Consider the following 23299-nt stretch of genomic DNA (forward strand, 5'->3'; position numbering starts at 1 on the left):
GGAAGAACTTAAATGTCAGAAAATATCATACAACAACAAGACATCACTCTTACAGGTGCGACAGGCTATGAGTCTCTTGAAATGGGAGCTGCGCGCATTCATGTGGATGATAAGCGTATTATCAATTGCCGAGCAGACTTAAACCAGCTCGTTCCCTTTAAATACAAGTGGGCTTGGGATAAATATTTAACCGCTTGTGCTAATCACTGGATGCCCAATGAAATCAGTATGAGTGCTGACGTAGCACTCTGGAAAGATCCTAATGGCCTTACAGAAGCAGAACGTTTAATTATCAAACGCAACTTAGGCTTTTTCTCAACAGCCGACTCTTTAGTTGCCAATAATCTGGTTCTGGCTGTTTATAGACATATAACCAATCCAGAATGCAGACAATATCTCTTGCGGCAAGCCTTTGAAGAGGCTCTGCATACCCATGCGTATCAATATGTTATTGAAAGTTTGGGACTTGACGAAGCAGAAGTCTTCAATATGTATCGGGAAATTCCTTCAGTAGCTACTAAAGCAGCTTGGGCATTACCCTATACCCAAAGTTTGGCCGATGAAACATTCCACACCGGTACTGTAGAGAATGACCAACGATTATTACGCGATTTAATTGCTTTTTATGTCGTATTTGAGGGAATATTCTTCTATGTTGGGTTTACACAAATTCTTTCCATGGGTCGTAGAAACAAAATGGTAGGCACCTCGGAGCAATTCCAATACATTTTACGCGATGAATCCATGCATATGAATTTTGGTATTGATGTGATTAATCAAATTAAAATTGAAAATCCACATTTATGGACTTCTGAATTTAAAGAAGAAATAATTCAGCTCATTCGTCAAGGAGTAGATTTGGAATATCAATATGCCAAAGATACTATGCCACAAGGAATTCTTGGAATGAATGCAGAAATGTTTGAAGAGTACTTACACTTCATTGCAAATCGTCGCCTGACTCAAATTGGTTTAGCAGAACAATATCCAGGTGCTGTCAATCCATTCCCATGGATGAGTGAAATGATGGATTTGAAAAAAGAGAAAAACTTCTTCGAAACTCGTGTGATTGAATATCAGGCAGGAGGCACGTTAAGCTGGGAAGATGAATAAGTTCTCAATTAAGCCCAGAGACACCTGAAATAGTGATAAACAAATAACATGCATCATTGCACTGTCTTATGTTGTAGTAAGAGAAGCAATAATGCATGTTACTTACATTAGCTGTAGCAGTTCACCCCCATTATCCCTCCCCGAAATCACTTAATGCCTCTCCATGATAAAGATTTTTTTTACTGCTAAATAATGTCATAATGCACCCGCAGTTTTATAAAAATAGAATTGATTTTATTAACTTTGTTTTTAAAAACAGCTTAATTTAAATAAACCTATATCAAACAGGATGTTTTACTATGAAAAAATTTTTTTGTTCTCTCGGTTTGAGTTTTTGTCTCGTATCCAGCGTATTTGCAAGTGATAGTCCAATAGACCTACTAAATTCTGAAATTACAAATATTCTTGCTCCCTTTCAAAATCAAAGCACTACAGCTAAACTCAAGTTTGATGCAGTAGAAATCGATGATGAACGCGCAACTAACGTCATTTTAAATGGGCTTTATAGCAAAGTTGGTTCAACCAATACCTTTAATGTGTCAATTGATAATCTAAGCTATGATTATGGAGATGGAAAATCGCCAACCACTGCTTTAAAAGGTTCAATTGGGCTCGATCTTACCAAATTTTTAACGCGCGATGAAAGTAATAAGATAATTCCAAGCGCTATTGAGTTTTTGCAAGAACTTACAAAAGAGTATACTGAAGAATACGGAGAAGCAATTTCAGTCAATGGTGTGGTCACGTCAACTACTAAAGATACCGATGGTAATTACACAGGGTTAACTGCATTAGTTTCAGCAAAAATCGATCTTGATAAACTTCCAGAAGACCAATCTCGTGACTCAGTTATGGTAACCGATGTAGTGGTCTCACTCACATTAAATCTAAAAACAGGAATAGCTATAGATTCCTATGTAATCAGTAACCCAGAATATTGGGGATTCAAAGAGGATCAATTAGGTCTAAAAGAAGTACTAGAACGTCTGCTGAATCGTGATGAAGAAGCACTAGCGATTATTAACGGACTATTTATGTATTTTGACTATATGGCTTCTGATATTGTTGAAATGGACAACTCATCATTTTGGAAACTTTTCCCTAAAAAACACCTATTAAAGTAACATGAAGCAGGCATCAAAGGCATCTTACTGTCTTTGATGTCTTAAGCTTACGATAAATATTCACTTAAATTCGATCATTATTTAGGACCTAAGTTTTTGAGTTTAATAATCCTTACTCAATCGCCAAAATAAAGGAATACCTTATGAAAACACAACATACAAAGCAAAACGACACTACCAATTACAGTTTTTTACTTAAATGCATGGCTGCTCTCACAGCAGCTGCAGTAGCCACCGCAGGAATACTTGCAGCAGTAAGCCTCAAGTCTACGGCAGCAACCACGACCACAATAGCTGCTAAAATGGCATTTGCATCAGCTTTTACACCGCTATTTCCAATTGCGTTTGTCTTAATTGGTCTTGTTTGTGTATTACCTTTTTTATTTAGCCGCAACACTACTTATACACCCAGCAGCACCGTTACTACTGGTTATAATACTTTTGGTTTTTATTCTCCCAGTAATTCTACTGCATCAGTTTTTACGGACTCTCACCGCCATGGACATCGGGATACAGGATCTGTTTATTCTAGCAGCCATGTACACGGGCATGATAGTCACGTATATGGACATGATAGTGGTAACAATGTGCATGGACACGATAGCCACACCCATGGCCACAGTACTAATGTGAATGTGCACAGTCACCGTTAAAACGTCTTCTTCTCCCTCAAAGGGAGAAGATTTAAAAATACTTATTATGATATAAAATAGATTACCCTTCCTGTTAGCCCCAAAGACCATAAAATTCATTTAACGATCAAATAGTGCTATATTTAACCATAGCATCCCTAATTAAGGATACTGATTATTTTAAATATATATGCAGGGAGGATGCAAATGAAAAACATATTACTTATCGCATTGCAATTAGCAGTTGCTACAGCTGTATTTGCTGATACCACCATCATCACAGAAACCAAAACATGGAAAAGCGTTCCTATAACCGTTGATCCACAAACCCAAACTTATACCACAGTTGAGGGGCCTGTTCCCGAAGGCGATTATTACTATACGTACTCAGGATATCGATGTCTAAAAGAAAAAGTAGAAGTTGTTGGAGGCAATGTCATTATATATCATTCTGGCACCGCTGGTGGAGGTGACATATATTGCTATCCCGAATAACAAATAGGGATAACTCAGCATTATGATTTTAGGGATAGAGTGAAGCAGAACTGCGCAAAAGTACCACTGTTTTGCTTCACATGACCTAATCTTCCCTTTACTCTTATAAAACCATTCCATTTACCTGACTATCCCAAAGCTTTTTAAAGTAACTATCTTGGTTATTAACCAAGTCATCAAAAGCCCCCTCTTCGATGATCATGCCATCTTCCATTACCACGATTCTATCCATATGACGAATAGTAGACAAGCGATGGGCAATAGCAATTACCGTTGCCTTGTTTTGTTCTAACATTTCATTAATTGACTGTTGAATTTCCTGCTCCGAAATACTATCAAGACTTGAAGTTGCCTCATCTAGAATAACAATTGTTGCATTTTTTAAAAATGCTCTGGCAATTGCAATTCGTTGGCGTTGCCCGCCAGAAAGTTTTACTCCTCTCTCACCAACAAGAGTATTATATTTTTCCGGCAATGACTCAATAAAATCATCTATATTTGCCATGACTGCCGCCATTTTTATATCCTGCAGTGTAGCATTATCTTTTGCATAGCCTATATTTTCACCGATCGTACGATGAAAAAGCATAATATCTTGGGGAATAAGCGCAATTTGTTGCCGTAATGAATCGGATGTAATGCTTGCAATAGGCCTATCATCAATAAAAATCTGACCTGAAGTAGGCTTGAAGTTCTTCAATAGCAACGAAATCAAAGTAGATTTCCCGGCCCCAGAATGCCCGACTAAACCAATCTTCTCACCCGGCTTAATGCGTAAATTAAGATTTGCAAATACAGACTTTCCTTCATTATAAACAAAAGATAATTGATCAAAATCAATTTTTCCTTCACTTAGTTGAAAGTCTTGTGCCTGAGGATCATCAACAGATTCATGAGGCATAGATAAAATAGTAAAAGAAGATTTGAAATCACCAATTTCTTTTAAAAAAGTACAAAGGCTACTCATAAGCGTCCATAAATCAAAAGAAATTGTAATCGCTGTCAGCATGACAAACAGAAAGTCGCCTGTTGAAATTTCTCCATGCGTACGTAAATATATCATGAACAAAAAACAGTAATTAGCATGAACCAATAAAGCACTGAGCCGATCAGATTAAATTTAAAATCATATCGATAAAGGGCAATTTGGCGCGGTACAAAATTATCAGACATTAGCTGCATCACGCGCTGATGTTCAAAACGACGTTTTGCAAAATAGAATAAAGAAAATATATTGGTAATATTATCCGAAAGCGCACCTATTACCTGGTGTTTACTTTCTGCAGTCTTATTAGATAGCTGATTTAGTTTAAGCGCCATGGGTAACATGATTGCCATCACTAACACACACCAGACAAACATAAAATAAAATACATTCGGATTAACCACTAAAAGTACAAAAACTGAAACAAAAACCACACAAAAATGCTTACCTACAATATGATGGATATTCGCAAAAACACTGTCGTAGCCATCCAAAAGCCCTTTCAGTTTACTGATTACAGTTCCGCTGGGCGTGTTTTGGAAATAACTATACGAATGATACTGCACATAATTATAGGCAGAAGCTAACAATCTTTGTCGAGCGTACGGCTCAGCCTTCCATTCCGCAAAATCACTAATTCTCCAGACTACATCCAAAGTAATTTGCGCAATAATAAACAACAAAATAGGAAATAGTAATTGATAATAAGAGGTAACTGTTTCATTGGAAAAAGCATCAACAATGAGTTTAAAAGAATAATTATTCGCAAAAATATAAAAAGCGGTGAGTAGCGGAGCCTGAAGCATCAGAACATACCACCACCGATAAGGTTTAATCACCTGCCATAAAAAATGCCAGGCTGAATGGAATGGGTATTTTAAATCGGAAGTATCCATTGAAGCGACTCGACATGAAAAATTGTCACAGTATACCATAGCAAGTCTATCATACGTCCATATATATCAATTTTTAATCAACTTTACCCTCTTCATTTTCATCAATTTTCTAAAATAGAAATTGAAGTTGTTATTTCTCAATGATAACGGTAGACTTAGAATTTTGTTAAGTCCCGGTGGCACAGCTGGATAGCGCAGCCCCCTCCTAAGGGGCAGGTCGGAGGTTCAAATCCTCTCCGGGACGCCAATGAAATCAAGGTCTATTCCGAAGACATCGGCCGCGTACTCTAGCTACAGGAAGTCATTTTTATACTGCTGCATAAACACTTCTTTAGGTCTTTTAAATGCCCAAACGTTTTCTAGAGCCAACTTTAACCATAAACCTATAATTTTCGGCCGGAATCCTTTTGGTTAATTATTGATGTTCGATCAGCAATCGAATTAAACCTGGCATGGTTCTTATTCCAAACTGGAATAAGAACACTCCACTGTTCGCATGAAAGTCATATTGGGTTAATTATGTCTCGTTAAACTGAATAATATACAGTTTAAGGAGCAAAGGATGACTACAGATAAAATTGAACTCCTCATAGACAAAACTATGCGGAAAAGTTTTTATTATCAATACAGTGATGAGCAACAAACATACTCAACCATACCATCAGGAGGCGAGCTTGATAGTGATAAACTTCGACAAAAAGATCCGAAATTTTGGGTATCTAGGAGTTTAAACGAAAAATCAATACCTAAGACCCTAATTATTAATGATTTTTTCTTAAGTTGCCGTTCCCAAAATGAGGTAGAGCAACTGAAAAAAATACTAATCGAACTTATAAACCAAAACTTTCCTATATTCTTATGGCAAAAAGGAAGCCTTGTACCACTGAATCAAGATAATCTATCGCAATTGGATAATAATGAAATTCTAGAATCTATCACTAAAGCCTATCCAGACAGTATTATCAAACTTGCAGTTCAAAATCATCGTCTTACTAAAAATTCGATATTACTATTGGATGATTATTGGGTCTCTCAACTTCTAGAAAATAATAAAAAACCTTTAGAACGAGCTATATATGCTAGTTTATGGAAAAAATTAGATGATTCATCGAAGATAGAAGCCTTAGAAATACTTGCGAAATCTTCCCCCCAATTAACACAGTTTATTGATGATATTTTCCCTGAGGATGATGAGGTTATACCACCAAGGCAGATGGATCTAAACCGTGTAAAGCGATATAAAATCATTACGATTCAAGCGGGGGAAAATAACTTAGAATCCATTAGCAATGACATGCTTGCAAAAAAAATAGAAGTAAATTTCGCGAGGCGATGTAATGAGTTTTTATCACCTATATTAAGTTTTTCAGATCAAATTAGATCTCTTAATTTCAGTGGCAGTCCTATAACCGGAACACAATTAAGTCAATTACTTTCCAAAACGCCCAATGTTGAAACTCTTGTTCTAAAGAACTGTAACAAGCTTGGAGAAGCTGATGATTTTTCATCACTTTTACCAAAATCATTAATCAATATCAGGTCTCTTGATTTAAGTGGAACTTCTATCACCGCAGCACAACTTAGCCAATTATTACTTGCAGCTCCAAATCTTGAGACCCTTAATTTATCCAAATGTCGAATTATTGGTGCCCAAACGCAACTTTATCTCCCCCCCAATGCTTGGCGAAACTTAAATATCTGGATTTAGAGGAGAGTTATGTCACTGCAAAACAAGAGTTACTACTCGCAGCGCCAAATCTTGAAACCCTTAATCTATCTTGGTCAGGTAAATTACAACTGACAGGTTCATTGTCATCCCAACCAGAGTGTTTGAGCAAGCTTAAGTCACTTATTTTAAGATACAGTTTCATAAGCAAAGAAGAACTTAACGAACTAGTGCGTGCAGCACCAAATCTTGAAAAACTTGATTTATTCAGGTTTGATAAATTAGATCTGACCAATCTATTATCAATTCAATCAGGATTGACTCATCTTAAATCTTTTTATGTAGATGATCGCTTTACAGAAGAGCACTTTGAACAACTAGTAAGAATTGCTCCAAATATCCAACTTGAAGATGTAAAAATTTTGTATCTAGAGGCCGATCCTAACGGCAGTGAAAAGTTCCTTTCAGACTGTACAGACAATTCAGATAGGGCAACCGCTCCAGAAGACCCTCATTTTAATGTCAAAGAATTCTTAACTTTCATACCTAAAAAATCAGAAGAATTCTCCTTCCCAACTTCTTTTTCAGGCAATCACCAAGGAATGATTGTTGCAAAATTCTCGCAGTATTTAATGAATAAAACTCCTAACCAACATAGGAATTTAGTCCAGGCTATTCAAGATGGAATGTGCGTTGCTTTATCTACGTATTTTATTCACAATCCCTCAGATTTTAATGCTTTCTTTGAGCGAGTTGTAACGTGGGATCCTATAAACACCCCCAATCCACCCAAAGAACTTGAGAATGATTTTAATCAGCTCATAGACTACGTCAATAGGGTTCAACTTAAGCAGCATCGAACATCCATAAGTCTAGGGAAGAAATGGGTAGAAGCACTGATTGAACAAGTGAAACAACCCATAGTACTTCATAATCCCTGGCATGCGATTGCATTGGAACCTCCTGCCCCTCCTTTAAAAACCACCTGGACGGTCTATGACCCTAACTATATTAATGGACCTAAAAATGTGTCTGATAAAGACCTGAAAAAGACAATTAAACTTGCTTTAGGATCCGCTAATCTAACGGTTGAATCACATGTTATAAAACCCAACACTCCACTGTCACTATCTAAGCATTTTCTCAGTACAGGAGGACTATTGACTCTATGTGAGGTACAGAACAGGGATAATATATTATCTCAGTGCAAAAATGTTCAATTTTCTGTCGAAGAATTATCCGATGGCCTCTTCTTACGTGATACAAATGGAATCCCTGCATGGTTTTGGGGAATCAATCATCATTCCCCAGAGTTACGGGTTTTTACGAAACAGCTTTTAAAAGAGTACAAACAATCTTATTGCAATGGAGATAACTTAAGCTTTGAACAATCCTTGAAGGAAAGCATTGACCATCTGAGCCAAGAACAAATGCATAAGATAAAGAAGAGTCCGAGTGCCACTAACTGGATTGCTCAGTTGGTTTCTGATTCAACACCCGGAAAAGCAGCACAAGATAATCTTTCAAAACACATTAAGACACAGACCCAAAGCCAAAAACAATTGGAACAATGGTGCGTCGATTATCTTCAATCTCAAAGTACCCCGACCCACGAGTACACAGACTTAACTCAGTATTGTAAGGAGGTATTATCTGCAAAAAACAATACTTTAATTTCTTGCAATACTGATAAAAAAACACAGATGTTGCAACTTGAGGTCTTTCAAAAAGCAAAAGTCAGCGGACATCCTGTCTATCTTATCGATTCACCGGAAGATCTTCTTTGCAGTGTGGATTACATCAATGAGAATGGAAAGCTACAAAAAGGACCTGGTGGCCCTTTGTATCACTTTCTTAAGGAAAATAAAGACAAAAATCCAACCTTACTTATCAACTATGATCGATTCAAAGATAGTGATTTTGTACGGTTTAATAGCTTATTAGACCCAGATCCCACCATAGATGGTGTCGTTTTCAGCCACCTCTTTAGGGATTCCGTCCCTAATACTTTGGAGCAAGGTAAAACTCAATTTCGAGTCATAGGCTTTAGAAACAGTGCCAATCCAGACTGTTATAATGAATCGGATTTTACTTCACGCATGCAGAATAAACTCTCTGCGTTCAAGGACCTTCCTCCTGTACCCCAATTAGAAAACCCCCTTGACCATGATGTGGGTAACAAGACCGTCATAAATCTATTTCATTCCCCTTATTGGAAAACAGAGCTTCTAGGACAGTGGGTCCCTGATAGGGATGGTTTTCGTTTTAAAGAGGGGCTTTTAGAAAAAGCTTTAAAATCTGACCCCATACCGCAAACGTTGGTAATAAACAATGGATTAGAATCTAATGCTGAATACCAAGCCTTTTGGCAAAAAGCTATAGTGTTAGGATCTATCCAACACCAAGGAAAAAACATTGTTTTGCCTGACAACCTGAAGTTGCTCCACCAAACAGGTTATAACTGGAATAAACTGAATGAAACTTCCTTGACATGCTATAGCGGTCAAGGATCCGGTGAAGTGATAAATCCATCCCGATTTAATAATCTTTTTAAACGCTATATTTGCGACAACGGACAATTAGTTGAACAAAAAGGATTGATTGAGGAGGCGGCTCAGCGCCAGGGAAAAGAATTAACGCTAACCATCAGCAGAGCACTTAGCGAGGACCAATGGGCAAAATTGCTAACACAAGCTAATGAAGCCAAACTGAAACTCACGGTGTATTTGGCGAAAGGTGTTAGTCTCCCCGAGAGACTCTTAAGCCCTATTCACAACATAAAAGAAACGCCTGTAGTTGATGCCCGAGATAGGTTTTATCCTGTATCTTACTCTAAAGAAGTAACACAAAATCAGATCAAACAGTTCAACAATCCGCTCGTGATTGACGCATCTGAAGCGCAGGCTTCTGATTTAATCAAACGCTTGACTTTAAAAGACACTAAAACAGGTTCTCTCGTGTTTCAAGAAAAAGAAGGGGCTTTAATCAAGGCATTGAAAGAAAATCAAGTCGTTATTCTAAAAGGTCAAATCCCAGCTCCATTAATGGATGAATTACACGCTTTACTCCATGAGCGACGAAACGATCCAAATGCAACAGGTAACCTGATTTTGATGCCAACTACTTTAAATCCAAAATCTGACTTAAGTGATTTTCACACCTTAAGCAACAATCCCCTCAAGCAAATTAGTGCACAAACATTCATGCAAGACCGAATTGATGCTTGTAATTCGGTCTTAAAAAACAACCCCTATGTTTTTTTAAGTGGACTGTCTGGAGTAGGTAAAACCTCGTTTATAGAATCAGAATTTTGTGGTAGAGACAAACATAAGCTTCATTTCACGCTAGAAGAATGGTTGAAAGCCAAAGACTCCGGTTCAGACGAGCACTACCAAATTCTCTTTATTGATGAGGCGAACATAGGTCAACGTGATTTTAGTGAGTTTCAGGACTTATTTAATACACCGCCCTCATTATTGTACAAGGGAAATGTGCATGTTCTAAGCCCGCGGCATAAAGTAGTATTTGCTGGAAATCCTTTAAGTTATGGGGAAGGACGCACGTTACCCTCTCTTTTTCAAGAGCATGGTAATGCCGTTGTATTTACCCCTTTACCTAACTCAGTGATTAAAGAGCGTATCTTAAATCCAATTTTTGAGGGCTCTTCTTTAGAAAAAGAAGTAATTGAGTCCATTCAACAGCACCTCCTTGAGGTGTACACCACCCTATGTCGTTATTCCGATACCAAAATTCTCATTTCACCTAGAGAATTACAGATGATGGCTTTGTTGACCCGAAGTTATTGTGAACATCAAGAAAAAACTGATCAAAATGCAAACCCTAAAGAAGCAGTAAAGCATTTTTCCTATAAATTGGCACTGCCTTTAGTACCTCAAGAGCATCAACAGGATTTTAAACAGAACTTTAAACCACTTACAACTCTAAAGCAGTTGATTAATCCGAGCGAACCTTCTTGCCACTCCTCCTTTTGCATCACCACGTCCAGGTTACCTATTGAACAATCAATAAACCAACTGTTTTTATTACGTCAACAACGTCGCAACGAAATCCTTTCAGCAAATCCTGCGCAGCTGTATGGCGGTTTAGGAGGGCTTGTACTTGAAGGCAATCCGGGCGTGGGGAAAAGCGAATTCCTCATACATCTTCTAAGATCATGGGGATTAAAGGAATGCTCTCTGAGTCATAAAGAATCCCCCGACACTCAGGATGGACCCAGCAACCATTTCTATCGTATTCCAGCCGAGTACTCCATCAAACAAAAGAAAGATCTCCTAAGAAAGGCCTTTCATGAAGGCGCCGTGGTAATTATGGATGAAATCAATAGCTCGCCGATGATGGAACAGTTTTTAAATCACCTTTTAATGGGTAAAGATGATGCAGGGGAATACCCCAGGCAGCCAGGATTTATACTTCTAGGCACTCAAAATCCAGCAACTCTATCCGGACGTCGCCAAGCGAGTGAAGCGCTTAATCGACGCTTACAAACCATTCAAATGCCAGAATATCCCGTTTCTGAATTAGCACAAATTCTTCAAACCAAAAATATCATAAAGGAAGAAGCTGAAATCCTAGGCCAACAATGGAACAAAAAATACCAAACTGCTTTAGCTACACATCAAAAACCACCCACCTTCCGTGATTTAATCAATATGGCGGGCTATTGGAGAGAAATATCCGATAGGAACAACAAACTAGTGGATAAACATAAAATCCGGGAAGATATTCCAGAAAAGGCTAAAGTAGTTGGAATCGAGGATAAAGCTTATAAATTGAGCCTCATGTCTATTAAACACCCCAGTAATTTAGAGAGCTTCAAAACTCAGGGAAACTCCATTACTTCCCCCCATTATGGGAAAATTTGGAATGATTATCTCATTAAAGAAGAGAATGCTGCTCTTATAAAATCGAGTCAGCGCTTTAAAAATTTCAAAGACCGGTATATCAGTACAAAGAATATCGAAAACAAGGAAGAAGTTGAAAAAGATACTTTGGTATTGAAGAAGTAAAATTCTAACAGTCAAGACCTAAACCAAGGATACCAAGAGAAACTTATGATGCATAAAAGAGCCCTAATTCAAAAAATGAGATAGCTGGATGCCCAACTTTGTCACTTGAGATCCAGCTAAATCAAGGAATAACAATTCCTATTCCAAAAATTACTGACTCAATCTCTTATTTCATATTTAGCTAATCTTCCCCTCATTATTTTTTGCTATTGTTCAAACAAATAACTTCTAAAAGCTAAATGAATTATGGTATATCAACTAAACAAACATTGCCGGCCCTCTTTCGATCAAACGAAAGAGAATAAATACAAACAAGCTGTTCTGGAAATTACAGGATCCCCAGAAAACAAGAATCGAATTTCATTTTTCTATAAAAGAATTTCCCCAAACAAAACACGTACTTCTCTTGAGGAGAAATTAAGGGCCTTTTATCTGAGTTGCAAACCAATAAATCACGCAGCGGTAAACACGCTTGCAGATTTGTTGAAAACAAATTTTATTGTTGGTGAATTTCATGAGGATCGCGCTCCTAAAAATTTTTTAATTCAACATATGAAAAGACTAAAGGAAGCTGGGTATACCACCATGTTTCTGGAGCATTTATATTATGATGATCAACAGGAAATGGACGAATATGATCCCAATGTTGCAACTGCCTCAAATCAAAAAATTGAAACTTGTCTGGAAACACTAGATCGAGGATTTCTGATTTCGCCAGAGCAGATTCTAACTCATGATAAACACTGTAAATGCCAACAATGTAATTATCGGTCAGGAAATAATTTTTTAGAATTAGTAAAAGCAGCCAAACAATATGGCATACGAGTGGTAGGAATCGACACGGAATATACCTATTCGGAACAATATGAAAAAGATCATATGATATATGCTTATGGATTGGTTACAGGAATAACAAAGGACTCTTTCCGTATTCAAAGTATGAATTACACAGCCACTAAAATCATAGAGAAAGAAATGAAAGAGCATCATGGAAAGTGGTTTGCCTTGATGGGGTGTTTTCATTGTTATTCATCGAATGACTTTTTAGGTGTTCCTGAGTTAACGGGGGCAAATACCGTGCTTGTTAAAACTGAGGAGAAACTGGATAAAATAGAAATTGAATTCAATGGAATCAGGCCGACTCGAGAAATGAAAGACTTTGAGCATGGAAAAACAGAAACAGTAAACATTTCTTATACGATAAGAATAGAAAATCCTAAAGATCAACCAATACCCGTAATTGAAGCAGCAGCGGAGACCCTGCATCAAAATATCCAGCTGAAGGAGGATACAACAAAGGAAAATGATAATACTTATCAAAATGTTCCAGTTTTGGAAAATAACTTCCAACCGCAAGAAAATCAATTATCCCAAGTAAATCAAAATGAGAAAACATCTACAACAAGCTTGAATTTTTTTGGATTAATGGCTCCCAAGCCTATTCTAATAATAACAACAACCCCGGAAACTTCTAAGATCGTAGAAGAGGAGTTACAAAATCCCCCACCAAAACTTGAGTCATTTTTTTCTTCAAAATAATAGCAAAAAGAAATTTTTGGAGATTCATGCCGGATCTATTAGAAAGTTAAGGTGTAACTGATTTGCCAGAAAACTGTCGTAATTATTAATTACATTGCACCAGATAATTTTATTAAAAATTTAGTCAATTTATGTGGCTGCGAACCAGGAGTTTTAAGGTTCGCATCCTCCGGGGAGCAATTTAAGTCTACTTTTTAATTTTCATACACAATACAATTGCCCTGTTTGGCCGCCTTCTACACTTTTGGAATATGCCATTGCTGCCCGAGCAGCAGATACCGGTATAAACCCATGAAAATAGTCAGCGTAATCATTCATCGACTCTTGTAAAACGGTTGGACTTACTACGTTAATACGCAGACCTCTCGACATTTCAATGGCAGCGCCTTTAACAAATCCATCCAAAGCACCATTGACCATCGCAGCTGATGAGCCATAGCGAATGGGATCACGGTTTAATATACCGCTAGTTAGCGTAAATGAGCCACCATCATTGACATAAGGCAGTCCAATCAATACCGTATTAACTTGTCCCATAAGCTTATTATTTAAACCGATGCAATATTGTGATTCTGTCATTTCATCCAATGCACCAAAATAGACGGTTCCCGTTGTTAAAATAACTGCATCGACTCGACCCAGCGTTTTATACATCTTTTCTATCGTATGATGGTCTGTTATATCAATAAATACATCACCATCGTGCCTTGAAGCGATTATAACTTCATGACGTGATGACAATTCTTTGACCACCTCCCGCCCTAAAGTGCCAGTTCCACCTATAACCACGATGCGCATAACAATCTCCAAAATTCGTGAACTAGGATAAGTATAATTATTTACAAAATAGCAAACAATAAACAAAAATTGATAACATTATTTACTATTTAGAGGTAATCGTGGGTGAATTTTGGTGAGATTGCGGCCTAAAAACCTAGAGCTATCATACCCATTAGTGCTCCAATTCAGCGAGCATGATTGGAGCAATGATTTACTCATGAAGCCTAACGCGCATAAACCCTTGCACACTAAGCGCCGATTTGATAATTTTCAATCAAAGCTGTTGAAGAGATGGACCTATGAAACCAGGGCATGAAGATGGTAGCGTTATTTTAGAAATGCAAGAAATCCCAAGCGGGACTCACTCAGACAATGGAAGAGAATTTAATATCAACCCTCTACCCAATTACCATACTTTTGAGCCCAGTGATCTTGCAAATACTGCCATATATAATGTATCCCCCGCCTCCCTCACTACTTGGTTGACCCGTTACCTCCCATCACCATCCTCACTGACACGCTATTTGCCATCATGGTCGACCGTAGCTTATGGTACCGCTGCTTTTGCGACAACACTCCCCTTTTTGCCCTATGTACTAACCAAGACTCCTGCTTCGTTAGGGGCCGATTGGTGGGCAGGATTGGATCTGAACACACAATTGTATCTGATTGGTTCATCCGCTATTTTTCTCGCTGTGGGAACGGGAACACGTTTTAGCTATTATCAACACATGGTAGCAAGTTTAAAAAAAATCGCGGGCAGCTTCTGTACTAACTCCGGTAATTTTTTATCGAACTCTACCATCATGCTGATCTCGACAATTTCTGCTATGCCCTCTGGAGCCATGGGATATTATGCAGCAAGCTGGGCTCCACAAGCCTTATCCGGTCTTTCTGCATTGTCCAGCTTTTGCATGACTTCCGCTGTACGTCTTGTCTTCCTACCCAATTTTTTTACCATGATTAAAGATAAATTTAATGAAGACAGACAATTCCAAAAACAAATCATAACGCAATTAAGTCTCATTAATAAGCAACATCCAAGTGCCTTAGCATGGATAGGACCTGCAGATCAAACCTTTGATGACGAATTAATTCAAGATAAATTAGGACAATTTTACCAACAACTACTAGATCAGCCTGATTTATTAGCGCCATTTTGCTCTACTCGTCTTAGTGAATTTGTAACTTTTCTAACTACAACAGGTACTGGAGCCTGGTTAAGCACAGCATTCTTTATTTTTTGCAGTCAAGCGGGCTATGATGGTTTTAAATTGATCTGTCAACTTTTGTTAGACAATTGCCCTATGGATGAGCTTCATTATGCGGCTAAATTAGCCATTGCCATTACTCCAGGAATCACTGCTGGTATAGTGGCCTTTATGTCAGGCTATGAATTTCCCGATCACATTATTGGAAATGTTTTTGTACACGTCAAACAAAAACCTGTGGATCTCCTCAAAACACTGTTGATCACAGGCTGTTGTGCCCTCACTGCTTTAGCACTTAAAAATGCAGCCACAAGTCTTGCTTCACACCCTAATTTATTCAACTTAACACCAAATGGTACTGATCCCTGGGAGTACCTTTATTATGCGCTCTATGTGTATGGGAATTATGGGACCGGTATGGTATTAGATTTAACGGCCTGCACCAAACTGTTAGGATTAACCGAAAATACCCATCCAACTTCAGCAGACACCATGATTACTTGGCTAGAAAAAAATTCACTGCCCCCTGAAACCCTAAGTGCCTTAAAAAAGCATAGTTTTTTCAACCATAGAAGCGACACGCCGAACTCTCCTAAAAACGAACTGATCATCGCTCCTACATTACCCTAGGCTTTAAACGAGCATCCGTACTGAAATATAACTTTATGAAATTCTAAAAACGCACCAATAGAAACATTTATCTTCACTATGAAAAAAATTTGTATTTTAAAATGTATTTGCAATTTATAATAAATAATCTAGCCTTCAGTTTGTGTGATGATTCAAATATGATAGACATTAATAATTATCATTTAACATGTGAGGATTGCACCTTATCTCCTTTTTGTATTATAGAGGAGCAAAATTCACATCGAATGAATCAAATTACTCCCGCAGTAAAGCAACACCATTATTTAAAAAAGCATGAAGTCTTATATTTTCCTCAGAATATATTTCGAAACATCTACGCTATCCAATATGGGAATTTAAAAACTTATCAAGTTGATGCGGATGGAAATGAATTAATTCGAGGATTTTATTTTAGCGGCGAAGTCCTTGGTTTTGAGGCAATTTACACCCGACATTACCTTTTATCAGCGGTGGCACTGTCTGATAGTGTTATTTGTGAAATTCCTTATGAGAATTTCTTAGAATTACTGCAATTAAATCCTGCCCTACAAAAACATATTTTATATTTAATGAGCCAACAATTAAATATGGGAAATTATTTGTTTTCAATCACAGCAGAACAGCGCCTTGCAGCTTTTCTTATTGATTTATCATTCCGATTACATGCATCAGAAATGCATACAAAGTTTCTTTTACCAATGTCTCGTCAAGATATAGGTAATTATTTAAAACTTACAGCAGAAACTGTCAGCCGTCTTTTATCTCAATTTAAAAAAAATGAAATTATCGCAATTGATCGTAAAAACATTCAATTTCTGCAACCCGAAAAATTAAAACTTATTGCTGACTGTGGCACATTGGCGTTAGGTGCCAATTATCAGCACCCTAATGACTAAAAAATAAAATTTACCCGGCAGTAAATATATCCTCAGCAAAAAATTTAGAACAAGACATTCTAATTGCCGTATTTGTCCTTAAGGACTATAGAATGGTTTCAGTTTTACGCTCGATTACGTTTCCATGATCTAGATCAATGTCTTCTAGAAAAAACTCATTAAAATAACCAAAAAATTAGATTATAGGTTGCATTATTACATCAACAATAATCGTATTCTCTAACTATTTTTTATTTATTGAATTATAAATTCCAATAACTTTCGCCAGCTGTATTAGAGGTAACATCTTATGAAATCCACCACTTCAGATAAATTATGGAAACAAATAAAGGAAATAAAATCATCTGTGGCTCGTTCAAACATTCCCAATGAGTGTTATAAACAGTCTCATAGTAAGACTTTATTTTGGTATTTTTTTGATCTCGTCTTGTTTTTGTCCGGAATCACTCTGGTTTTTTTAAATTTTAATGTGGAATTACAATTACTAGGTGGTTTAATTGCCGGTATAGCTTCAGCTATGATGTTTGTTTGGGCACATGATGCAGCACATGGAGCTCTTTTCAAAAACAACAAAATTTCCGAGGTGCTAGGAACAATAGCCATGCTCCCCTCATTGAATATTTATCGAATGTGGACCTTTGGCCATAATAAAGTTCACCATGGATTTGCCTCTTTTTCTCCCATAGATTGGATATGGCGACCCATGACGTGTTCCGAATACCAATCACTTTCTATGTTCCAGCGCTCACTCTATCGAATAGAACGATGTTTTTTCACTTGTGCTTTTCATTATTTTCGTAGAATTTGGTGGGAACAAATGGTATGTTTTAATCCTGGTAAAGATAAAAAAGAATACCAATATTATCGACATGGTAAACTTGTAGTTCTCTTTTATGCGCTCATGATGTCAATTTTGGGGTATGTTTTTGCAGGAGGCATTATCGGTATTCTTGCTGCAATCATTTTACCTTTTATCGTTTTTAATTATTTCATTGCAATAATTGTATATCTACATCACACACATCCCGACATCCCTTTTTTCGATTTGAAAAACGAATGGTCTCATTCTGTGGGTGCTTTGTATTGCAGCACGATTATCCACTCATCAACAATCTCAAGAATACTATTACACAATATAATGATACATATCCCCCACCATTTAGATCCAAGAATTCCTTTTTATAACTTACCGCAAGCACATAAAGCATTAAAAGCAAAATATGGAGAATACTTTCATGAGTATCATTTTAAGTTGCGATACGTATTAAGTATTTTTAAAAAATGCAAATTATATGATTTTGAGAATAAATTGTGGATGACCTTTAAGGAAGCGAGGTAATGCGTTTTAGAAGATTCCAGGATTTGGTGATGATGAGACCTTTGCACCTCAATGATATCTGTTGATTCTTATAGCTAACTTTTCCAAGAGCATTGGGATGGTTTGTATTTCTAAATTCACTTGGTCTTGATCTTCAGCTAGAAATAACGAATTCTCACGTAAAGATTAGGGTCTGTTGACAATTCACCTGCCGTCTACGTGCCGCTTCTTGTCCGCGGCATCCATTCGATCTAAATCATTGGCACATTTCTTCATACAGGTCACGCGATTGAGGGTTTAGTTTCTCTATTAAATTTATTTTCCATTGTCTTGGCCAATTTTTGAAACGTTTTTCACGTCGTGCTGCTTCAACGTATAATTCATATGCTTCATAATAGACCCGCATATGTACGTTATACTGAGCAGTGAAACCAGGACTGACTTTATTTTTGTGTTCCCAAGTCCGTTTAATGATGTCTGACGTAGACCCTACGTAAAGAGTACCATGATGCTGACTCGCAAGAATAGAAACATAAGCCAGACTCATCGTACTTCCTTGAATGTTGGACAAACACTAAGATAATACCGGAAGCTGCGCTACATAGGTAGCCATAAAAATGCGCATGCCATAGCAACAACAGAAGCATCGTTTCGCTTTAATTTATCAACTCTTGTGGCGATTGCACGAACGTGTTTTATTCTGACAAAAAAATTTTCAACTCGATGTCTGTATTTATAAATACCCCAATCCATATCTGCATTGCCAGTTTTAGAATTGCTCTTTCCTGGAATCACGGGAATGGATGATTTTTTTCGAATGGTATCTCGAACCTCTTCGCTATCATAACCCTTATCTGCAATAGTATGTTCTGCAGCAGGTAACTTTTCGATAAATTCTGGTGCCACTTTGCAATCATGCACTTCGCCACCTGTTATTTCAAAATCAATAGGTAATCCGTGAGCATCAACAGCCATATGAATCTTCGTTGTATTTCCAGCAGCCGACTTACCAATGCCTTGTTCTTCCTTATTAGGTGCGCCAGCACTATGTTGATGAGCTTTGACAATACTGCCATCAATAAACTCCCATTGGATGCCGCGGACAAGCCGTGGCACGTAGGCGACAGGTGAATTGTCAACAGACCCTAGACTAAGTTAATCATACAATATTTGTAAATTTAGACTCATATCTCTGATCATCGATTCGGAGATATGATAATTCCTTATCACGTAAATAACCGTATTATCTCAAATGATAAGAAAAAGATTTGCTTATCACTTCAACAATAAAAAGTACCGAATAACAAAATTTCCATAATTGATAAATAAGCTGTACCAGAATACTTAAAAAAAATGATTAACTTCATTGAATGAACGTAATCAAAAAAATATAACCTTTCCTTGAGTTAGCTCCTAAAAGTATTCTCTCCCCACATGTGGGGAGAGAATTAAAGAGAGATGATTTTCTTTGGGCAAGAATAGTCAGTTCTTAACCTGGCTCTTTCAAAAGCATTGAGTTTGAACCTTGCTTTCCATTGAGTGGTCTAATTTCTTCACGTGCTGTGTTGGCATAGCAGAGGAGAAGAAATGAATATTTTTTCCATCTGAGGCTTTGTAACCATTTTTATTTTCTACCGCGACGAGCAAAATTACATTAAAATGTTTGAAAATTTCACTAACTTCCGCTTTCATCTTTTGAGCGACATACCCATTAATGATGCGTTTTCCTTGGTAATTACGAATACTTCCATTGGCATGAACTTGAATAAAGCGATCATCACCATTGGAGTTTTTTCCCTGGACAATAAATCCTCCTTCAGGTTTTGTATTTACGGCGATTCCTATTACTTTATGACCATTACCTAAAAAATAATCTTTTATCAAGGGTACAGGAGGTTGATTCATTGGTACGCAAATTTGTGGATTCAATCCAGGTTGCGTTGCTAGTGCATTATTTACTTTTTTAGCAAACACTTCAGAAAGTAATCTTTTGGGCCACGGACGCTCCTGGCGTAAAGCTTTATAATCATCGACTCTATATCCTTCGATGTTAATATTACCAGAACAGTACGCAACACATTTATCAATTTGGCTTTGAGTGTCATCAAAAAGCACACAATTAACTTTATAATTTTTTAAATCATCGTTCTTCATTATTACTTTTGACAGAAATTCAGCTTTCTTCCCCTCAGAGTGAATAGTGTGTAATCGATCATGCGGAATATTTAATTCTTGCCCAATATCGATACCATTATAAAATTTTATTTTTCCTAGTAGATTATCAGAGTCTTGACCAAATAATTTTTTCATATCCTCTTTTTTATATTTCCAATTAGCCGTCACAATCCAGACTTCATGACCATTACTTATTGCCTCTGCCATTTTTGCCTTAATTTTAGTCATTTCCTTCTGCTTAAAGAGAGGTCCTTCTTTATCTTTAAATGAGTGTTGTTTAATTAACGTGTCATCTATATCAAAAGCAAATACATATTTAGTCTCAGTAGGTTGAGGAAGACTTATTGGATTATCTAAATTTATCACAGGATTTGATGTTGCTAATTGTAGATGAGATAGTTCGGTAATGGCTTGATCTATATTAGCCACTACCTCAACCAGCTTTTTGCCATCTAAGGAAGGCTTGTAAGTATAATTAACTCCAGCTTCTTGGTGAGCCACTTTATTTCCAGTCATTGCATTGGCTTTACATCCCATTTCTACTAAATTATTAACAACTTCTTTTAATTGAGAATTATCAAAATAGTATTGAAGAGAATTTTCTAAAGCACCCCGCTTTACAGAAAATATTCGGGTTAAATCTATTCGATGAGCTGACATCAATACATTCTCAGTAAAGTATCTCAAGGCTTTACCATTAATGCCTGCGACATCTTGGTAACTGTCTAAGGTGTGTTTCTTTTTGAGGGTATGCTCAAGCATACCCTCTTTAATAATTTGAATTAAATTATGGTTAAATCCTAATTCTTTGGCTATCTGTTCAAACATGTCTGCAGAGCGTTTTGAATAAATAGTTGCAGAGCCACGATTATCTTTTTCATGATCCAAGGTACGGCCAATACGTTTACAATAAGCGGCTAATTTTAAAGCACTTTTGATTTCAGGATTGCTATTAATTGCTTGGGCGATAGCGCGCCCTTTTGAATTACCATCCACAGCCATTTTATTGATTATTGCATCGGTATAAATCATCTGTCGTAATGCATGGCCGGTTCCATGATTTTGCTTATAGACAGCTACCCCAGAAATTTTTTCTGGGGGTTCAGTGTTATTTGCTTTACTAAATGGATACTTATCAATTTTTTTACCTTGAGCATTAAAAACTTTATGAGGATCATAGTGGTATGGGCGTTCAATAATATCTCGAGAAATACGCTTATATACTTCAGCTAAACTGTTATCTGAAAAATCTGTTAAAGGAGCAAAAGTCTCCCACTCAAAGACCGCCAAAGAGTCCATAGGTGGTTGTGAATGGTTTGGTTTTGTTTGATAGCCAGGCTTCTTTGATTCATAGCGTGATTTTTGTACGGGAAAAGGAGAGTTGGAGGGTAAGTTTGTAGCTGTTTTTCGAACATATTTAGACATTTATATATCCCACTAGAATTGGTTGTTCGCAATTGTACATTATGCGTATTAAGAGCTCATTAAGCAGGAGTGATTGATATTTTTGTCACATTGCCCCAAATTGTCGATTGCCGAAAGAGAGAGTTCGGCGGGGGACAGTTGAGGATGGATTTATATTTAAATAGCTCTGTGTTTGCGTTATCACCGTGGAAATCATGCTGCAAAAAACTGAATTATGCCAATCTTATTTAGACAAGAGAGAATTAATATTACTCAACCGTGGCTTATACTATGAAAATAAACTTGCACTACCCTACTATAAACGAACAGAGCAACTCAGCTATTTTTATGATGTTATCGACTTAATTGTTTCAGCACAGATTTATAAAGGGCGTATTACATTAATCGGTTTACCCTTCAGAAAATGAATAATATTTTCACATACTGTATTTAACAATCGTTTTCGTGCTGCAACCGAGGCCCAGGCAATATGAGGCGTGATGGTGCAATTGGTTAAACCAATTAAGCGATTATCAGTACACGGAGGTTCTTCGCTTAGAACGTCAAGATAGGCAGCGGTGATTTGCTTTGCCTTTAACGCGCTAGCCAAGTCTGATTCATTAATTAAACCGCCACGCCCTGTGTTAATAAGCACAGCAGTCGGCTTCATTTGTTTCAGCGTCCCGCTGTTAATCATATTTTTTGTACCCTCAGTCAATGGACAATGCAAACTTAATACATCACTTTGCTCAAGAAGATCAGAGAAACTTACCCACGTTGCTAGTTTATCGAGAAACATTGTTGGTTTGTGAGCAATAATTTTCATTCCCAAAGCATTGGTCATCTGAGCAACTTTTTGCGCTACTTTACCATACCCCATTAGCCCTAGAGTCATTCCAGCCAATTCAATTATGGGATTTGACCAATACGAAAAATAAGGTTGGGCTTGCCACTCTCCACGTTGGATAGATTGGTTATGATTTTCAACATGATTGGTATGAGTCAGTAATAAAGCAAGCACATGCTGTGCGACACTGTCAGTGCTATAATCAGGAACATTAGTAACAATAATATTATGTTTTGCTGCGGCCTTGATATCGATATTATCAACACCAGTAGCCGTTTCACCAATATAACGAAGACGTGGAAGTTTACTAAAATGTTGTTCCGTTAATTTTACTTTATTAGTAATAATAATTTCAGCCTCACTGCTACGCTCTATAACCAATTCGTCAGGTGTTTTATCATAGAGACTTACCTCCCCTAGTTCATAAAGACTATCAAGACACAGACCGTCATTAATTAATGGTTTAGAATCCAAAACAACAATATTATTTTTCATGATGAGTATTACCTGCTAGCCAAATAATAATGTAATTAGAATAACAAGATTAATTCAAGACAGTTA

At 37.1% G+C, this 23299-nt stretch carries 16 protein-coding genes, 1 tRNA gene and 1 pseudogene; 11 read left to right on the forward strand and 7 right to left on the reverse strand.

Annotated features, from left to right (window positions below):
• The first annotated feature begins 12 nt into the window (after window positions 1–12).
• The 4 genes from EL220_RS09715 (at window position 13) to EL220_RS09730 (ending at window position 3364) form a co-directional block, all read left to right on the forward strand.
• The gene (locus EL220_RS09715; RefSeq protein WP_027269705.1) at window positions 13–1113 is read left to right on the forward strand and encodes a ribonucleotide-diphosphate reductase subunit beta; all 1101 of its coding nucleotides are present in this window, start codon (window positions 13–15) and stop codon (window positions 1111–1113) included.
• A 299-nt stretch (window positions 1114–1412) separates the two neighbouring features.
• Window positions 1413–2237 carry a hypothetical protein gene (locus tag EL220_RS09720; protein WP_027269704.1) on the forward strand — a complete coding sequence of 275 codons (825 nt, stop codon included), beginning with the start codon at window positions 1413–1415 and terminating at the stop codon, window positions 2235–2237.
• Between the two features lie 143 nt (window positions 2238–2380).
• On the forward strand, window positions 2381–2890 hold the full coding sequence (locus tag EL220_RS09725; RefSeq protein ID WP_027269703.1) for a hypothetical protein: 510 nt from the start codon (window positions 2381–2383) through the stop codon (window positions 2888–2890).
• A gap of 186 nt (window positions 2891–3076) precedes the next feature.
• Complete coding sequence (locus tag EL220_RS09730) at window positions 3077–3364, forward strand: hypothetical protein (RefSeq protein WP_027269702.1); 288 nt, start codon at window positions 3077–3079, stop codon at window positions 3362–3364.
• Between the two features lie 103 nt (window positions 3365–3467).
• Here EL220_RS09730 and EL220_RS18910 read toward each other — a convergent pair whose 3' ends face one another.
• Together EL220_RS18910 and EL220_RS18915 are read right to left on the reverse strand one after the other, a co-directional pair.
• Window positions 3468–4427, reverse strand: a complete 960-nt coding sequence (locus EL220_RS18910; RefSeq protein ID WP_232002363.1) for an ABC transporter ATP-binding protein — start codon at window positions 4425–4427, stop codon at window positions 3468–3470.
• Window positions 4424–5245, reverse strand: coding sequence for an ABC transporter transmembrane domain-containing protein (locus EL220_RS18915; RefSeq protein ID WP_232002364.1), 822 nt, complete (start codon window positions 5243–5245; stop codon window positions 4424–4426). The genes EL220_RS18910 and EL220_RS18915 overlap by 4 nt, the downstream gene beginning before the upstream one ends.
• Before the next feature lie 170 nt (window positions 5246–5415).
• Between EL220_RS18915 and EL220_RS09740 the strand changes: the two genes are divergently transcribed.
• The 4 genes from EL220_RS09740 (at window position 5416) to EL220_RS09750 (ending at window position 13477) form a co-directional block, all read left to right on the forward strand.
• Window positions 5416–5492, forward strand: a tRNA-Arg gene (locus EL220_RS09740).
• Between the two features lie 315 nt (window positions 5493–5807).
• Window positions 5808–6953, forward strand: coding sequence for a leucine-rich repeat domain-containing protein (locus EL220_RS18920; RefSeq protein WP_232002365.1), 1146 nt, complete (start codon window positions 5808–5810; stop codon window positions 6951–6953).
• Window positions 6878–11938 (forward strand): P-loop NTPase family protein, encoded by a 5061-nt coding sequence (locus tag EL220_RS09745; RefSeq protein ID WP_232002366.1) that lies wholly within the window; start codon window positions 6878–6880, stop codon window positions 11936–11938. Before EL220_RS18920 ends, EL220_RS09745 begins: the two co-directional genes overlap by 76 nt.
• Before the next feature lie 246 nt (window positions 11939–12184).
• Complete coding sequence (locus EL220_RS09750; protein ID WP_027269699.1) at window positions 12185–13477, forward strand: membrane-targeted effector domain-containing toxin; 1293 nt, start codon at window positions 12185–12187, stop codon at window positions 13475–13477.
• Window positions 13478–13678: 201 nt separating this feature from the next.
• Here EL220_RS09750 and EL220_RS09755 read toward each other — a convergent pair whose 3' ends face one another.
• Window positions 13679–14275: a short chain dehydrogenase gene (locus tag EL220_RS09755; RefSeq protein ID WP_027269698.1), complete on the reverse strand. Its 597-nt coding sequence runs from the start codon at window positions 14273–14275 to the stop codon at window positions 13679–13681.
• A 281-nt stretch (window positions 14276–14556) separates the two neighbouring features.
• Between EL220_RS09755 and EL220_RS18925 the strand changes: the two genes are divergently transcribed.
• The 3 genes from EL220_RS18925 to EL220_RS09775 all read left to right on the forward strand — a co-directional run bounded on the left by EL220_RS18925 (window position 14557) and on the right by EL220_RS09775 (window position 18333).
• On the forward strand, window positions 14557–16098 hold the full coding sequence (locus EL220_RS18925; protein ID WP_232002367.1) for a hypothetical protein: 1542 nt from the start codon (window positions 14557–14559) through the stop codon (window positions 16096–16098).
• A gap of 158 nt (window positions 16099–16256) precedes the next feature.
• Complete coding sequence (locus tag EL220_RS09770; RefSeq protein ID WP_027269697.1) at window positions 16257–16994, forward strand: helix-turn-helix domain-containing protein; 738 nt, start codon at window positions 16257–16259, stop codon at window positions 16992–16994.
• Between the two features lie 289 nt (window positions 16995–17283).
• A complete protein-coding gene (locus EL220_RS09775; RefSeq protein WP_027269696.1) occupies window positions 17284–18333 on the forward strand; it encodes a fatty acid desaturase in 1050 nt (349 codons plus the stop codon).
• A 235-nt stretch (window positions 18334–18568) separates the two neighbouring features.
• Here EL220_RS09775 and EL220_RS09780 read toward each other — a convergent pair whose 3' ends face one another.
• The 4 genes and pseudogenes from EL220_RS09780 to EL220_RS09795 all read right to left on the reverse strand — a co-directional run bounded on the left by EL220_RS09780 (window position 18569) and on the right by EL220_RS09795 (window position 23233).
• Entirely contained in the window at window positions 18569–18859 is a 291-nt protein-coding gene (locus tag EL220_RS09780) for a GIY-YIG nuclease family protein (protein ID WP_128130874.1), read from the reverse strand.
• A gap of 50 nt (window positions 18860–18909) precedes the next feature.
• Window positions 18910–19407, reverse strand: a pseudogene (locus EL220_RS09785) (IS5 family transposase); the annotation flags it as partial.
• A gap of 408 nt (window positions 19408–19815) precedes the next feature.
• A complete protein-coding gene (locus EL220_RS09790) occupies window positions 19816–21912 on the reverse strand; it encodes a SidE phosphodiesterase domain-containing protein (RefSeq protein WP_051544793.1) in 2097 nt (698 codons plus the stop codon).
• 361 nt (window positions 21913–22273) lie between these two features.
• On the reverse strand, window positions 22274–23233 hold the full coding sequence (locus EL220_RS09795; RefSeq protein WP_035906591.1) for a D-2-hydroxyacid dehydrogenase: 960 nt from the start codon (window positions 23231–23233) through the stop codon (window positions 22274–22276).
• Between the last annotated feature and the right edge of the window lie 66 nt (window positions 23234–23299).

Origin of the sequence: Legionella sainthelensi (assembly GCF_900637685.1) — a bacterium.
GTDB lineage: Bacteria > Pseudomonadota > Gammaproteobacteria > Legionellales > Legionellaceae > Legionella > Legionella sainthelensi.